This window comes from Kitasatospora purpeofusca (genome assembly GCF_036010405.1).
In the GTDB taxonomy this organism is placed as follows: Bacteria; Actinomycetota; Actinomycetes; order Streptomycetales; family Streptomycetaceae; genus Kitasatospora; species Kitasatospora purpeofusca.
The window spans coordinates 9,089,554-9,103,401 of record NZ_CP108561.1; the positions used below are offsets into that span (position 1 = coordinate 9,089,554).

The 13,848-nt window shown below is 72.3% G+C and carries 14 protein-coding genes and 1 pseudogene; 5 read left to right on the forward strand and 10 right to left on the reverse strand.

Annotated features, from left to right (window positions below; genetic code table 11):
• The first annotated feature begins 209 nt into the window (after window positions 1-209).
• Window positions 210-500, forward strand: coding sequence for a hypothetical protein (locus OG715_RS39560; RefSeq protein ID WP_266272381.1), 291 nt, complete (start codon window positions 210-212; stop codon window positions 498-500).
• Window positions 501-644: 144 nt separating this feature from the next.
• On the opposite strand, the gene OG715_RS39565 is transcribed toward OG715_RS39560, so the two are convergent.
• Window positions 645-1,541 (reverse strand): polysaccharide deacetylase family protein, encoded by an 897-nt coding sequence (locus OG715_RS39565; protein ID WP_266272380.1) that lies wholly within the window; start codon window positions 1,539-1,541, stop codon window positions 645-647.
• Window positions 1,542-1,795: 254 nt separating this feature from the next.
• On the opposite strand from OG715_RS39565, the gene OG715_RS39570 reads away from it, so the two are divergent.
• Window positions 1,796-3,301: an RICIN domain-containing protein gene (locus OG715_RS39570; RefSeq protein ID WP_266272379.1), complete on the forward strand. Its 1,506-nt coding sequence runs from the start codon at window positions 1,796-1,798 to the stop codon at window positions 3,299-3,301.
• A gap of 81 nt (window positions 3,302-3,382) precedes the next feature.
• Here the strand turns inward: OG715_RS39570 and OG715_RS39575 are convergent, their stop codons facing one another.
• Window positions 3,383-3,676 carry a DUF1330 domain-containing protein gene (locus tag OG715_RS39575; protein WP_266272378.1) on the reverse strand — a complete coding sequence of 98 codons (294 nt, stop codon included), beginning with the start codon at window positions 3,674-3,676 and terminating at the stop codon, window positions 3,383-3,385.
• Window positions 3,677-3,888: 212 nt separating this feature from the next.
• On the opposite strand from OG715_RS39575, the gene OG715_RS39580 reads away from it, so the two are divergent.
• Entirely contained in the window at window positions 3,889-4,791 is a 903-nt protein-coding gene (locus tag OG715_RS39580; protein ID WP_266272377.1) for a LysR family transcriptional regulator, read from the forward strand.
• A 115-nt stretch (window positions 4,792-4,906) separates the two neighbouring features.
• Here the strand turns inward: OG715_RS39580 and OG715_RS39585 are convergent, their stop codons facing one another.
• From OG715_RS39585 to OG715_RS39595, 3 genes and pseudogenes are all read right to left on the reverse strand, one after another.
• On the reverse strand, window positions 4,907-5,455 hold the full coding sequence (locus tag OG715_RS39585; protein WP_407661157.1) for a peptidoglycan-binding domain-containing protein: 549 nt from the start codon (window positions 5,453-5,455) through the stop codon (window positions 4,907-4,909).
• 99 nt (window positions 5,456-5,554) lie between these two features.
• Window positions 5,555-5,821 (reverse strand): annotated as a pseudogene (locus tag OG715_RS39590) (peptidoglycan-binding domain-containing protein); the annotation flags it as partial.
• 115 nt (window positions 5,822-5,936) lie between these two features.
• The gene (locus OG715_RS39595) at window positions 5,937-6,299 is read right to left on the reverse strand and encodes a peptidoglycan-binding domain-containing protein (protein WP_266272376.1); all 363 of its coding nucleotides are present in this window, start codon (window positions 6,297-6,299) and stop codon (window positions 5,937-5,939) included.
• Between the two features lie 87 nt (window positions 6,300-6,386).
• Here OG715_RS39595 and OG715_RS39600 point away from each other — a divergent pair.
• Together OG715_RS39600 and OG715_RS39605 are read left to right on the forward strand one after the other, a co-directional pair.
• Window positions 6,387-7,273, forward strand: a protein-coding gene (locus tag OG715_RS39600; protein WP_407660941.1) for an IS5 family transposase whose coding sequence is annotated in 2 segments (ribosomal slippage) — window positions 6,387-6,741 and window positions 6,741-7,273 — 888 coding nt in all. Because the reading frame shifts where the segments join, the coding sequence is not laid out codon by codon here.
• Window positions 7,274-7,780: 507 nt separating this feature from the next.
• Complete coding sequence (locus OG715_RS39605; RefSeq protein WP_266272375.1) at window positions 7,781-8,236, forward strand: helix-turn-helix domain-containing protein; 456 nt, start codon at window positions 7,781-7,783, stop codon at window positions 8,234-8,236.
• A 73-nt stretch (window positions 8,237-8,309) separates the two neighbouring features.
• On the opposite strand, the gene OG715_RS39610 is transcribed toward OG715_RS39605, so the two are convergent.
• The 5 genes from OG715_RS39610 to OG715_RS39630 all read right to left on the reverse strand — a co-directional run bounded on the left by OG715_RS39610 (window position 8,310) and on the right by OG715_RS39630 (window position 13,361).
• Window positions 8,310-9,263, reverse strand: a complete 954-nt coding sequence (locus OG715_RS39610) for an IS481 family transposase (protein WP_266272374.1) — start codon at window positions 9,261-9,263, stop codon at window positions 8,310-8,312.
• 116 nt (window positions 9,264-9,379) lie between these two features.
• Complete coding sequence (locus tag OG715_RS39615; RefSeq protein ID WP_266271214.1) at window positions 9,380-10,597, reverse strand: IS30 family transposase; 1,218 nt, start codon at window positions 10,595-10,597, stop codon at window positions 9,380-9,382.
• Window positions 10,598-10,672: 75 nt separating this feature from the next.
• Complete coding sequence (locus OG715_RS39620) at window positions 10,673-11,392, reverse strand: aggregation-promoting factor C-terminal-like domain-containing protein (protein ID WP_266272373.1); 720 nt, start codon at window positions 11,390-11,392, stop codon at window positions 10,673-10,675.
• A 289-nt stretch (window positions 11,393-11,681) separates the two neighbouring features.
• On the reverse strand, window positions 11,682-12,761 hold the full coding sequence (locus tag OG715_RS39625; RefSeq protein ID WP_266272371.1) for a peptidoglycan recognition protein family protein: 1,080 nt from the start codon (window positions 12,759-12,761) through the stop codon (window positions 11,682-11,684).
• Window positions 12,762-12,995: 234 nt separating this feature from the next.
• Entirely contained in the window at window positions 12,996-13,361 is a 366-nt protein-coding gene (locus OG715_RS39630; RefSeq protein ID WP_266272370.1) for a peptidoglycan-binding domain-containing protein, read from the reverse strand.
• Between the last annotated feature and the right edge of the window lie 487 nt (window positions 13,362-13,848).

Below are 13,848 nucleotides of genomic sequence, written 5' to 3' on the forward strand. Positions count from 1 at the left end.
GCGATAATAGGCGTCGGGCGGCGTGGCCCCGAAATTCCCGTTCTCCGGGGGAGAGGCTGATTCGGGCTCGGCCGGTCCCGGTCCCGGGTCGGCCGAAGGCCAGGCCGTTGTTGTCGACGGCGGCGCGGGGCTTTGGTGGGACGGAGTGCTTGGCCGGGTTGTAGCGCAGCCGCCAGGAGGAGACGGCGTCGTTCAGCGCGCTGCGCAGCGTGGACGCGGCCGCGCCCGGCCTCCAGCTGGGCGGCGATCCACTCGTCAACGTGATGGGGACGAAGGTCGAGCAGCCGAACTGTCTATTTCGTGTGGACGGGCAGGTTGTGGCTGAGGCGGTTCGAGGCGAAGAAGTGGCGGAGGCCGTGGACGACCATGCCCTCGGGGACCTCGACGAGGCCGTCGTTCTTGATCCGCTTCCACTGGTTCGCGACCGCTGGGTAGGGCCCTCCCGAGTGGCCAGGCCGCCGACCTCGGCGTTCTCCTGGGTCGGATCCATCGAATCTTGAACGGCGAGCGGCCGGCCTGCTGGCGGCTGCGCCGGCTCGCCGGCACCCGGGCCCGGGCCGAAGCACCCGCCGAGGTCGGCTGACCTCAGCACCCCGATAGGCGCGGCCCGCACCCGCACCCGCACGGGTGACGGGCCGGACCGCTCATCCGAAGCTCGTGCCCCGGGACCAGACTTGCTGGACCGTTCGATAGTCGATGACGGCTATGTCCTCCTGCTGGAGAACGTCACGGGCCTGTTGCGAAGTCAGGAACTCGTAGTCTGTCCGGCGCACGGGCCAGCCACCGTCAACGGCCTGCGACTCCTTGTCACCCAGACTGGGGTGCACCGCCCATTCATTGAGTCCCGCTGGCAGGTCGCGCAGCATCCGAGCGTATCGTTCGGCCTTCCCTTCGAGGCCCAGGGAGAAGCTGTCCAGGAAGTCGTTGTCGGTGACCGGCAGCCCGCGTTCGCGCATCGTCCGGCGCCCGGGATCGAGCCAGACCCGGACTGCGAGGCCGTACTCCGCGGCCAGCACAATGGTCAGGTCGAGGATGTCGTCGCGGCCGCCGTCGGCCAGACAATGGAAGTCCAGATGGGTCGGTGCGAGTCCGGCGTCGGCGACGGCGTTGATCTGGGCGCGGAACTCGAGTTCGATCTCGTCGGGCCGAGCCTGGCCGAGCAAGGCCGCCCGTCCGGCGGGCGACGGTGGGAACAATCCGCCCGCCGGGTCCAGCAGTGAAGGAACTCGCTCCTTGGCGGTCAGCGGCCCCCACGGGATGTCGGGCATCTCGCACACCAGGGTGAGGTGGATCCCGAACGGGATCCGAGGGCGTCGGCCGAGCATCTCCAAGGCCTGCGGCGCTGCGGGGCACGGGACCATCAGGCTGCATGAACTCGCGATGCCCTCTTCGATCGACTCGATCACCGCCGCGTTGATCGCCGGATACATCCCGAAGTCGTCGCAGTTGACGATCAGCAGCCGCGCACCAGGTGGATACCCCAGTAGCCGACTCGACTGCTCCGCAGGCGTGATGGCCGCGGGATCGGTGGTTTCATCCATGCCCGCAGTCTGAGACCCATCCGGACGTGACGCACCGGAATTTGACCGCTCCGGAGGCGACATCGGCGTCCACCACCGGGCCCGCCGCGCCCCCGTCCAGGCTCGCTCCCGCGATGATCCGCCCGTCGGTGAGCATCGTCGCGGCGGTGGTGGCGCTGTCCGGTGGATAACGAATGCGTCACGGCGCGGGAGGGGGTCGGCGTACCGCCGTCCCACCCGCGCCACATTTCTTCGACGCAGGAGTGCAGAGCAGCATGCAGTTCAACATCGCCCGGGCCGTGGCCGGGGCAGCGTCCTTCGCCGTATTGGCAGCCGTCGCCGGGACGGGCGCCGTACCGGCCGCGGCGGACGAGACCCGCAGCAACCGTGTCCTGGTGGTCCTGGTGGTCCTGGCGGACTTCGAGGACCAGCACCATGCCGACGCCGGAACGGACCGGGCGGGGATCGCGCAGCGGTACTTCGGGGCGGAGGGCTCGTTGCAGAGCTACTACCGCGCCGTCTCCCGGGGCCGCCTCAGCTACGTGCCCGCCGTCCCGGACAAGGTCCTCGGGCCGCTGACGCTGCCGTGGCGCGCGAACTGCGACCCGCGCGCGGCCCGGCAGGAGATCGAACGCCAGCTGCCGCAGCGGGGCCTGACGAAGGGCAAGGACTACGACAGCCTGTCCATCGTCCTGCCCCGGGTGCCCTGCGCCTGGGCCGGGCTGGCGCAGGTCGGCGGCCCGGTCAGCTGGCTGAAGGCGGGCAAGGGCGGTCCGACACTGGCGGCCGTCGCCCACGAGTTCGGCCACAACCTCGGTCTGCCCCACCAGCCGCGCCGGGTCTGCGCGGGCGGCGACCTGGGTGCCTGCGGCGGCCCTGCGGAGATGGGGCGGAAGTCGCCCATGGGCGGTGGCGGCGCCGGCCCCGGCCTGTCGGTCACGCAGCTCGTCCACGCCGGATGGCTCGCGGCGGGGGAGCACCAGCGGGTGACCGCCTCCGGCACCTTCGTCCTGCGTCCCCTGTACGGCGGCCAGAAGGGCGTACGCGCCCTGGAGGTGCCGCTGGGCCACGACCGGCTGGTCCTGGAGTACCGCCGCCCGGAAGGAGCCCTGGACGGCCGACTGAACGGTGTCTACGCCTACCGGGTGTCCGGCGACTCCTACCGGAGCGCCGACCCGCTCTCGCCGTCCTCGGGTGACCGCGACGGCGCGGTCACCACCCTCGACGACGCGGCCGCGAAGTTGACCGTGACCGTCGGCGAGGTGGACGCGGACAGCGCCACGGTCACGGTCACCGTCAACGGCGTCGCCGCGCCCGCCGGTGCCACCACCGCGCCCGCCGTGGTGGTGCCGCCCGAGAACCCCGCCGCCTCCGCCCCGGCGAACCCCGGTGCCGACCCCGGCGCCGACCCCGACAAGGACCTCGCCCACACCGGCGGGAACGCCTGCACGGGAAGGCCCGCACAGTCCTGGGACCTGATCCCCGTACCGGGGAGGAGCAGGCAGATATCGGTGCGCAACGCGCGCTCCGGGCTCTGCCTGACCCACACCGGGACCACCGCCGACGGCGCCCCCGTCCGCCAGGCGGTCTGCGACGGGAACGCCCTGCAGGTCTGGACCCTGAACCGGACCGGGGACGGCCGGGCCGGGATCCTCACGGGCGACGGCATGCACCTGGGCCTCAAGGAGTGGGCACGGGCCGACCGGCAGGCCCACGACCCGCTGATCGCGACCTCGCCCTACTACTACGGCTCGCCCTCGCTGCGCTTCCGCGTCGATTGAGGGAGGACCGGTGGGACCACGGAGGCCCCCACCCCGGGGGCCGGTCACGGTCCGACGTCCGGCGACGGTCGGACCCGTCGGTCAGGCGACGCCTTCGACGATGCGGAAGTCGCGCTCGAAGCCGTCGGGGAGGGCCACCATCGCCCGCTGGTACGCCTCGCTCTCGTAGGCCGCGACGGCCAGTTCGAAGCTGTCGAACTCGATCAGAACGGCGCGTCGCGTGATTCCGGCCTCGTGGGCGACGACCCGCCCGCCGCTGGACAGGACCCGCCCGCCCCCGGCCCGGACGGCCGGACCGGCCAGCTCGTCGTAGGCAGTCAGTCCCGCAGGGTCGGGAACGGCGGGGTAGACACTGACCCAGTAGCCCTTGGCCATGGAAACCTCCGGTATTCGGCCGAACACGGCCGACGTCGAATCGGCACTTGAACAGCCACTTGAATCGATACTCGAACCGATCGATCCCGACGACGGGTACCGCGGTCGACGGAATCGTCGTACGCGCAGGTTAGGGCCCGATGGGCAGCCGAGGGAAAGACCGGTTCGGGATAGGGTCAGAACGGATCGTTATCAATCGGCGGGGAGGTGGCGTGGCGCCGGACACGGTGAGCCTGCGCTACTTCCTGGTGCTGGCGGAGGAGTTGAACTTCACCCGCGCGGCCGCACGGATCGGTGTCGCACAGCCCGCGCTCAGCGCCCGGATGCGCCGGCTGGAGGCGGAGCTCGGCACGGCCCTGCTGGTCCGCAGCACGCGCAGCGTCGTACTGACCGCGGCCGGTGCGGCCCTGGCGGAGTCCGCCCCGCCCGCGCTGGCGGCGCTGGACCGGGCCTGGGACGCCGCCCGGAGCGCGGCGAACGGTGGACCGGGCACGCTGCGCATCGGATACAGCCTCAGTACCGGGGCAGGGACGACACCGGCCCTGGTGGACAGGCTGGTTCGCGGCAGCGGCGGACTCCGGGTCGGCGCGGTCCCGATGGCGACGCCGGAGATCTCCCTCGCGGTCGCCGACGGCCGCATCGATGCCGGGATCACCCGCGGTGAACAACCGGGCCCTGGCGTGAGCCGGTTCCTGCTGCGGCGTGCGCGCGTCGGGGTCCAGCTGGCGGAGCACCATCCGCTGGCCGAGCACCCGGAGATCGAGATCGCCGACGCGGCCGCGTATCCGCTGCGGCTCCCGGACCGTGCGGCCAACCCCGTGGTCCACGATCAGCTGTCCGCGCTGTTCCGGGACGCCCGACCGCACCCCCGGTTCCGCACGCCCGCGGTCTCCTTCGACCTGTCGCAGCGCGACCTGCGCGACGGGGTCACCCTGGCCCCGGCCGGAGAAGCCTCGGCCGCGGTGCAGCCGGCCGGTCTCACCTGGCGACCGCTGCGGGGCGCGCCCGGCCTGACGATCCATCTGGTCCTCCCGCGCGAGCAGTCGCCGCTGCACCGCCGCGTCCGTGCCGTCGCCGGGGCTCTGGCGCACGAGCTGCACTGGCTGGCGGGCTGACGCGCAGCACGGGTTCCGCTTCCGGTTCCCGCCCCGGGGCCGTGGAACGGACGGCCCCGAGGGGCACCGGACGCGTCCGGTGCCCCTCGGGCTGTGTGCTCGTGCCGGGTGGCCGTCAGCCCGTGAAGGTGACGTCCCAGTGGCTGCCCTCGTTGGCATAGACGTTGCCCGAGGAGGAGGTGTAGAGGGTGGCGCCGTCGCCGCGGACACCGCTGTAGGCGAAGTTGCCGGTGATGTGGCTGGTGAGGCAGCCGGCCATCGCGAAGTCCAGCTTGTAGCCGTTGGCGTGGCTGTAGGTACCGGCGGCGTGGCCGGTCTCGGTGCCTCCGGTGATGGTCAGGCCGCAGCCGCCCACGGCGTGCTTGAGCGCGACGGCGCCGTCCGCCGAGGCGCGGCGCAGGCCGTCGAAGGAGGTGCAGCTGCTGCTGTTGCGGTTGGAGCAGTTGCCGGAGGAGGACCAGGTGATGCCCGCGGAGGAGAGCAGCGAGGCCGCCTGGGACTGGCTGAGCAGGTCGCCGCCGTTGCCGCCGCCGGTGCTGCCGCCGCCGGAGACCAGGGCGGACCAGGTGGCGGGGCCGACGATGCCGTCCACCGGGCTCAGACCCGCGGACTGCTGGAAGCCGCGCACCGAGGAGTCGGTGCCGACCCCGAAGGCGCCGTCCACGGCGAGGTTGGCGCCGCGGGCGTTCAGCTGGACCTGGAGCGCCTTGACAGCGTCGCCGTTGTCGCCCTGGCGGACGGTGACGATCAGCTTCGGCCAGGTGGCGCCGCCGACGACGCCGTCCACCGGGCTGAGGCCGTTGGCGCTCTGGAAGCTCTTGACCTTGGCCTCGGTCGCGGGGCCGAACGCGCCGTCGGCGCCGGTGGCGTAGCCGCGGGCGTTCAGCAGGTACTGGACGATGGACACCTTGGCGCCCTGGTCGCCGCTGCGGACGACGGGCCAGCTCGCGGCGTGGGCGGCGGGGACGGACAGCACGGCTGCCAGGAGGGCGGCGAAGACCGCGGCCGCTGCGGCCGGGAAGCGCTTCACGGAAGTTCCTCACTTCTGCTGAGAGGACGAGGGGAGGGGAGGAGGGAATGAAGGGGAGGAGGGAACGAAGGGGCCGGGGCGGCGCCGTCGGCGGGCCGCCCCGGGAACGGGCGGGCTACCAGGTCGGCAGGTTCTCCCAGCAGGTGTTGCCCCAGTCGTGCTCGTGGTGGACGATCACCTCGAGCAGCTGGGAGCCGGTCTGGACGCCGACCACCCCGTCCACGTCGAGGTGGTTGGCCTTCTGGAACTGGCGCACGGCGCTCTCGGTACGGGCGCCCCAGATGCCGTCGGCCTGGAGGCCGGAGTGCAGGGAGGCGTTCAGCGCGAGCTGCACGCACTTGACGCCGGTGCCGCGGTCGCCGTAGGCGATCTCGCCGGCCGAGGGCCGCGCGCTGGCGGTGCCCGCCAGGACGGTGACGGCGACGGCGGCGGTGGCCGTCACGACGGCGGCGCGCTTGACGAGCGGGAACAGGGGCATGTCGGGACTCCTGGGAGACGTGGGTGAGGACGGCCGCAACGACCGTCGGCAGCCGACACTAGGGCGTGTCTCATAATTGATCTTGTGGTGGGTCGAGGAGAGATAACGGACGCTGCGTGGTCTCGCATAGAGCCGTTGCTGCCGCAGCGGGACGGCGCTGGGCGTCCTTGGCGGGATCACCGCCAGGTGGTGAACGGTGTGCTGTGGCGACTGCGCACGGGTGCCCCCTGGCGTGATCTGCCCGAACGGTACGGCCCGTGGCAGACCGTCTACCGGCGCTTCGCCCAGTGGGAGAAGGACGGCACGTGGGCCGCGCTCCTGCGAGAAGTCCAGGTCCGCAACGACGCGGTGGGGACCGTGGAGTGGACCATCTCGATCGATTCCACCGCCGCGAGGGCCCACCAGCACGCGGCTGGGGCCCGCAAAAAGGGGATCAACCCGAGGACGAATCGGATGATCCGGCAGCAGTTGCGCGCCGCGAGGCGCTCGGCCGGTCCCGGGGCGGGCTGACCACCAAAATCCACCTGGCGGTCGACGGCCGGGGCCTGCCGCTGTCGATCGTGCTGAGCACGGGCAACACGGCCGACTGCACGATGCTGCCCGCCGTCCTCGACGCGATCAGCGTTCCACGTGTCGGGGCCGGGCGGCCGAGGACCAGGCCCGACCGGGTCGTGGCCGACAAGGCGTACTCCTCCCGGAAGATCCGCGCCCTGCTGCGGCGCCGACGGATCAAGGCGACCATCCCCGAACGACGGGACCAGATCGCCGGTCGCGCCCGCCGCGCAAGCCGCGGCGGGCGCCCACCAGCCTTCGACAAGGCCGCCTACAAGGGGCGGAACGTGGTCGAGCGGTGCTTCGCCAAGCTGAAGCAGTTCCGGGCAGTGGCAACCAGGTTCGACAAACTGGCCAACCGCTACCGAGCGGGCGTCGTCCTCGCCTCACTGATCCTGTGGCTGCGAGCCGAGGAGCAATGATCCCCGCCAAGATCAATTACGAGACACGGCCTAGGAAGCCCCGGGGCTGTCCCGCGAAGGTTTCGCGTCCCTGGGACGCCCTCCCTCGGGGGCGCGCCGGCCGGGGACGGAGGCGGAGCCGTCGCGCCTGGTCAGGCGTGCTGCGCGCCGGCTCCGCAGCGCGGGCGGCGACGGCGTCCCACCGCGCCGCTCCGAGGTCCGGGTTGTCTCAACCTGGGTGGTCCCGGTGTCTCAAACCGCAGCTCAGGGCGGTGGCATACGTCGTACCCGTCCCAACATCCGCAAGATCGTGGATCTTCGTCCCGGGGATGTCGGACAGTGGATCCAGCCGTAGCACGCGACCCGGGGTGGGCCGTGCTGCGGGAGGGCGCACCGCGGGGGCGGGGGGCTCGGCCGCCGGGAGACCGGTACGGCCCGTGGGGACCGGCCGGCGGGAGTCGCGGCACGGCACCCGGCTCCGTCGCGCGTCCTCGATCGCACAACGGAACGACCAGGGGGAAACACATGATGGACCACGTTCTTCTGTCCGGCGGCGCGTCGAAGGACCCCGCCGACCGGCTCTCCGAGGAGCTCCGGTCACTGAAGTCCGCGTCCGGTCTGACCTACGCCCGGATCAGTGAGCACACCCACTACGCGAAGTCCTCGTGGGAGCGGTGGGTGAACGGCAAGCAGTTCCCGCCGCGTGACGCCGTCGAGCGGATCGCCGTCGTCTGCCGGGCCGACGAACAGCGCCTGCTGGAGCTGTGGACCCTGGCGGAGGCCCGCCGCACAGCGCCCGCCGCGCCGGTCGCGGCCGGGCGCCCCGGTGTGCCCGGCGAGGGGGACGCCGCCTCGCAGGACCGCCGGCAGATGGCCCTGTGGTCGCTGACCGTGCTGGCACTGGCCCTGACGGCGGGTCTGGCGCGGTCCGTCGCCCAGGGACGGGAGCTGCGCCGCGGCACCCTTCCCGGCGGCGGCGTGTAGGCGGGTACGACAAAGGCAGGGCCCCACCCCGCCCGGCGGTTTCTAGGGGTCGTTGCAACACGTGGTCGGTTGTCTAGGTGTACTGACCCGTGAGGTTGGGAACGCGGCTGGCGGGTGGCTTGCCTGCGAGTGCGGTGTGTCCGCGGTGGTGATTGTAGGTGTGCAGCCAGGCGGGGTAGGCGTCGCGGCGCTCCTGCTCGCTGCGGTAGGGCTGGGCGTAGGCCCATTCGTCGAGCAGGGTGCGGTTGAAGCGTTCGACCTTGCCGTTGGTCTGTGGCCGGTAGGGGCGGGTGCGTTTGTGCGCGATGCCCTCGGCGGCGAGGGCATCGCGCCAGGCGTGTGACTTGTAGCAGGAGCCGTTGTCGGTCAGCACGCGCTGGACGGTGATTCCGGCCCGGGCGAAGAAGGCGTTCGCCCGGGCCCAGAACGCCGTGGCGGTGTCCTTGCGCTCGTCGGGCAGGATCTCGCTGTAGGCCAGGCGGGAGTGGTCGTCGACGGCGTTGTGGAGGTAGCTGTAGCCGGCTCCGGAGCGGTTCTTGCGGCCTGCCTGGCGTCCGAGGGCCTGGTGGCCTCCGCCGTCGGGGATGTTGCCGAGCTTCTTGATGTCGACGTGGACCAACTCGCCTGGTGCGCAGTGCTCGTAGCGTCGGATGACGCGGCCGGTGGTGCGGTCGAGGTGGGCCAGGCGGGCGAGGCGGTAGCGGGTCAGGACGCGGTGCACGGTGGCCGGGTTGAGCCGCAGCAGGTAGGCGATGCGGGCGGGTCCCCAGCGCCGGAGGACGCGGACCTTGATGATCCGCCGCTCGGTGCGGGTCGGGGTCTGCCAGGGGCTGCGGTGCGGGCGCGAGGACCGGTCCGCCATGCCGGCCTCGCCGAGAGCGCGGTAGCGGTCGGCCCAGCGCTTGGCCGTGGTGGGCGAGACCTGGAAGCGCTCGGCGGCCCGCCGCAGCGGCCAGCCGTCCTCGACCACGCAGCGGGCAAGGCGCAGGCGTCCGGTCTCGGTCAGCGGTGCGTTACGGTGTGGCATGAGGGCCTTTCTGGCGCTGGGGTAGATGTCGCAATCCACACCTGGCCAGAAGGCCCTCACTCATTTCAAGATCACCGCACCGTGAACCCCGTCACCAACCTCCGTGGTCAGTACATCTAGGCCGCGAGCAGTTTATGCAGGCGCTCGGCTGGGGTTTCCCAGCCGAGCGTTTTGCGTGGGCGGCCGTTGAGTTCGGCGGCGACGGCGGCCAGCTGTTCGGGGCTGTGGGCGGACAGGTCGGTGCCCTTGGGGAAGTACTGCCGCAGCAGGCCGTTCGTGTTCTCGTTCGAACCGCGCTGCCAGGGACTGGCGGGATCGCAGAAGTAGACCGGGATGTCGGTGGCCAGGGTGAACGAGCCGTGGGCGGCCATCTCGGAGCCCTGGTCCCAGGTCAGCGAGCGCACCAGGTGGCCGGGCAGGGTCTGGACGATGGTCACCAGGGCGTCGCGGACCTGCTCGGCGGTTCGGCCCTCGGCCAGGTGCAGGAGCATCACATAGCGGGTCGCGCGCTCGACCAGGGTGCCGATCGCGGATCCGCCGTCCTTGCCGATGATCAGGTCGCCCTCCCAGTGGCCGGGCACCGCCCGGTCCTCGACCTCGGCGGGGCGCTCGCTGATCATGACCATCGGGGTGACGAACCGCGGCTGGCGGCAGGCCGCTTGGCGGTGCGACTTGCGCCGGGCGCGTCCGGTCCGCAGGGCGGCGGCCAGTTCCCGGCGCAGTTCGCCGCGGCCTTGGACGTAGAGGGCCTGGTAGACCGTCTCGTGGACCACGTGCATCTCCGGTCGATCGGGAAACTGTGCACGCAGAGCCTGGCAGATCTGCTCCGGACTCCACTTCCTGCCCAGATGATGCTGAATGAAGTCCCGCAGTTCGGGGTTCTGGCCGATCTTGCCGGGCTTGGGTCGGGGCCGGCGGGCATCGGCCCGGGCCTGTGCGGCGTGCGGCCGGTATTGGCCGTTGACCGGGTGGCGGTTGCGCGCGATCTCGCGGCTGATCGTGGAGGGGCTGCGACCGAGCTCGGCGGCGATCTTGCGGATGGCGACCTTCTCCCGCAGCCGGTCTGCTATGTGGATGCGGTCGGCCTCGCGCAGGTACCGGGACGGACCGGAAGGCGGCACCTCCACATGGATGGGAGGTACCGCCTTCCTCTGCCCACCGGGCGAGTGATGGCCATTACGCCACTTCTTGCCGGTCCGGACGTTGACGCCGACGATCCGGCAGGCTTCCGTACTGCTGTAGCCCTGCTGCATGAGCCGGAAGTATGCCTCCCGCTCAGCGGTCAGTTTCCTGGTCCCCTGAGGCTTCCGGTCCTTGCGGATCTCGAAGTCCATCGCATCCCCTGAGCTGGGGTGTTGCAACGACTCCTAGAACCCAAGGCCCGGGGTGGGGCCCTGCCCTCGTGCCGATCAGTACCAGTTGTGGGACTGCCAGAAGCTCCACGCCGAGCACGGGTCCCCGTAGCGCGACTTGATGTAGTTCAGGCCCCAGCTGAGCTGGGTGGCCGGGTTGGTCTGCCAGTCGGACCCGGCGGACGCCATCTTGGTGGCGGGCAGCGCCTGCGGTATCCCGTACGCGCCGGAGGAGGGGTTGGTCGCGTAGACCTTCCAGCCGCTCTCGTGGGTGTAGATCTGCTCCAGGCAGCCGAACTGCCCGCTCACGCTCCAGCCGAGGGCGGGGAACTTCCACTGCGCGGTGATCCGCACCGTCCGGGCGACCCCCATCGCGTTCATGGTCGCGGGGCCGGCGATGCCGTCGGAGCCCAGCCCGTGCGCCCGCTGCCAGGCGGCGACGGAGGAGGTCGTCCCCGCGCCGTAGGCCCCGTCGGCGCCGGAGCCGGCCGCGCGCTGGACCTCGGCGACCTTGTTGTGGAGGGCGAGTTCGGTCCTGGGGCCGTACGCGCCGTCCTCGTCGAGCCCGTTGTCGCGCTGGAAGCCGCGGACGGCGGCGGTGGTGGCCGGGCCGTAGTCGCCGTCGACGCCGCCGCTCGCCAGGTAGCCGATCCCGACCAGGTTGCGCTGGATCCAGGTGGTCGAGTCGACGGCCTGCGCCTGTGCGGGCAGCAGGGCGAAGGCGACGAGTGCGAGCACGGCCGCGGCGAGGCCGCGCAGGGCTGCGATGTTTTTCACGGTCATCCCTTCCGGTGCGCCTGTCGGACGATCAGGCGGTGCCGCCCACTCTCGGCCCGGGTACCGGCGTCCCACCACGGTCCCCGGCGGTCCGGGGACGTCCCGCGACGGCCCGGGCCGACCGTTCGTGACGGACGCGGCGTCATGGGCCCTGCGAAGCAGGCGGCTTCATTCGTTGTGCGACGGACGCGGCGCCGCTCCCCGTACGACGCACAGCGGCGCCGCCCGCGGTGACCTGGACCGGGGGCGGCGCCGGAGCCGTACGGCATCGGGCACCGGGTGTCAGGCGTCAGGCGACCAGCCGGCTCCAGGTCCGGGTGTCGACCACGCCGTCGGCGGGCAGCGAGGCCGAGCTCTGGAAGGACGCCACCCCGGACTGCGTGCCGGGGCCGAAGGCACCGTCGACCGCCACCGTGATGCCGTGCGCGACCAACTGGCTCTGCACGGCGGTCACCGCGCTGCCCGAGGCCCCGCGCGCCAGCGGCGCGACCGCCTGGCTCCACGTCTGGTTGCCCGCGACGCCGTCCGCCGAGGAGTGCACCGTGTTCTGGAAGGCCGTGACGGCGGTGCGGGTGGCGGGGCCGAACGAACCGTCCACGGTCAGCGAGGCGCCCCGCTGCACCAGCAGGTACTGCAGGGTCTTCACCCGCTCGCCCGAGGCGCCGCTGCTCAGCACCGGCCACACCGGGCCGGTCGGGTCCCCGCCGATCTGGGCGGCGACGTCGCGGCGCAGCTGCGGAATCAGCGCGTACAGGCGGTCGCCGGGGCACTCGGTGGTGTTGAAGTCGCGGTGCCCGTAGATCTGGTAGGCCCGCAGCCCGTACTGGCGGCAGATGTGGGTGATGAGGGTGACCAGCGCCGCGTACTGCTCGCTGCGCGGGTCGACGGTGCTGTAGGTGCCCTCGTTCTCGATGCCGATCGCCACCGTGTTCTGCCCTGTGCAGTGGGCGGACTCCACGTGCTGGGTGCCGCCGGCCAGGGTGGACAGGCTGTTGTGCCGGCCCTCCGTGATGTACGCGCCCCGGCTGACGGTGAAGTGCTGGCCGGTGTCGATCCAGCCCTCGCTGTCCATCTGGTAGGTCTGCATCGACCTGGCCAGCGAGAACGCGGCGGCCTGCGAGTAGTTGGTGACGTTGGCGGTCGCGGTGTGGTGCACGATCACCTTGTCCGGCGCGCCGGGCAGGATGTTGAGCGCGCCGGACGCGGGCCGGGCGCCCCAGGCGGCCGTGGAGGCGATCGCCGGGCCGGTGGCGGCGTGCGCCGTCCCGGAGGTGAGCGCGCCGGAGAACAGCGCGCCGGTGCCGAGCGCGAAGGCGCCGGCGAGGACCTGGCGGCGGCCGGGGTGGGCGGGGGTGGGGTCGGTGGTCATGGCGAGGGCTACCTGTTCCTTCGGAGGGGGAGCGAGAGGGGCGGGAGGTCCGCGGGCGCGGCGGAGCACCGCTGCCCCCGCGCCTGCTGTGACGGCACGAGGGCAGCGGTGGGGCCGACCGGATCCGGCGGACGGACGGTTCCGGCGGTCCGACGGTCCGGGCGGGTCGTCAGGGCGGGGCGCCCGGACGGGTCGTCAGGGCGTTCGTCCGGAAGGGTCGTCCGGGCCGCGGGATCAGTAGGTGGTGGGGATGACCGTGGGGCAGAACTCGATCTGGACCAGGTTGCCCGAGGGCTTGAGGTAGCCGTAGTAGAGGGCGTCGCCGGTCTTCGGGCCGACGATGCCGTCGGCCGAGAGGCCCCGGTTGTGCTGGAAGTCGGTCAGTGCCGCGTAGGTCGCGTTGCCGTACTGGCCGTCGACCTCGATGTTGTACCCCGCGTTGCGCAGGCCCTGCTGCACGCAGGAGACCGCGGAGCTGTGCTGGCCGGGCTTGACGTACGGGACACCCCGGTCGGCGTGCGCGACGCCGGCGAGCGAGGTGACGGCGACGGCGACGGCGCCGAGGGTGACGGCTCCGCGCCGGACCACGTTCTTGATCATGGAAGGTTCCCCCATCTCGGAAAGCGGTCACGGGCCGCCCCGGCGGGACGCCCCCGGGTCTGCGGTCCGTGACTCGGACACGGCCCATGCTCGGCGCCGCGCCACCCGTCCCACCAGAGCCTTCCCGTCCCTGGGACGCCCCGGACCGGCCGGGGGAGAGCGGCCGGGGCGTCCCCCCTGGTCCCGCCCCCGGCCTGCCCTCTCCGTCCCCTTCCCGGCCCCGTCCCGGTCCCCGGCGTGGGACGCCGCCGCGCCCCGCCGGGGACCGGGACGCGCGACCGACCCGTCCACGGTCCCGCCGTGGGCCGGACCGGCCGGGACTCGCACCCGCAGGCCCGGTGCCGGGGTCCGGGGCCTCGACGCCGTCGGAAGCGGTGGGCCGTCGGCGGTGGAGGCCGCCCGGCCCCGAAGGGCTGACGGCATGTTCCTGACGATCACAACCCTGGACCCCGCCGGAGGCGGGCCAGTACGGTGGGCGCGCCGCTGG

Bases quoted from the DNA above. Each gene is read 5' to 3' on its own strand.
- OG715_RS39565 (WP_266272380.1), bottom strand. From the start codon at position 1,541: ATGGATGAAACCACCGATCCCGCGGCCATCACGCCTGCGGAGCAGTCG.
- OG715_RS39570 (WP_266272379.1), top strand. From the start codon at position 1,796: ATGCAGTTCAACATCGCCCGGGCCGTGGCCGGGGCAGCGTCCTTCGCC.
- OG715_RS39575 (WP_266272378.1), bottom strand. From the start codon at position 3,676: ATGGCCAAGGGCTACTGGGTCAGTGTCTACCCCGCCGTTCCCGACCCT.
- OG715_RS39595 (WP_266272376.1), bottom strand. From the start codon at position 6,299: ATGCCCCTGTTCCCGCTCGTCAAGCGCGCCGCCGTCGTGACGGCCACC.
- OG715_RS39605 (WP_266272375.1), top strand. From the start codon at position 7,781: ATGGACCACGTTCTTCTGTCCGGCGGCGCGTCGAAGGACCCCGCCGAC.
- OG715_RS39610 (WP_266272374.1), bottom strand. From the start codon at position 9,263: ATGCCACACCGTAACGCACCGCTGACCGAGACCGGACGCCTGCGCCTT.
- OG715_RS39615 (WP_266271214.1), bottom strand. From the start codon at position 10,597: ATGGACTTCGAGATCCGCAAGGACCGGAAGCCTCAGGGGACCAGGAAA.
- OG715_RS39625 (WP_266272371.1), bottom strand. From the start codon at position 12,761: ATGACCACCGACCCCACCCCCGCCCACCCCGGCCGCCGCCAGGTCCTC.
- OG715_RS39630 (WP_266272370.1), bottom strand. From the start codon at position 13,361: ATGATCAAGAACGTGGTCCGGCGCGGAGCCGTCACCCTCGGCGCCGTC.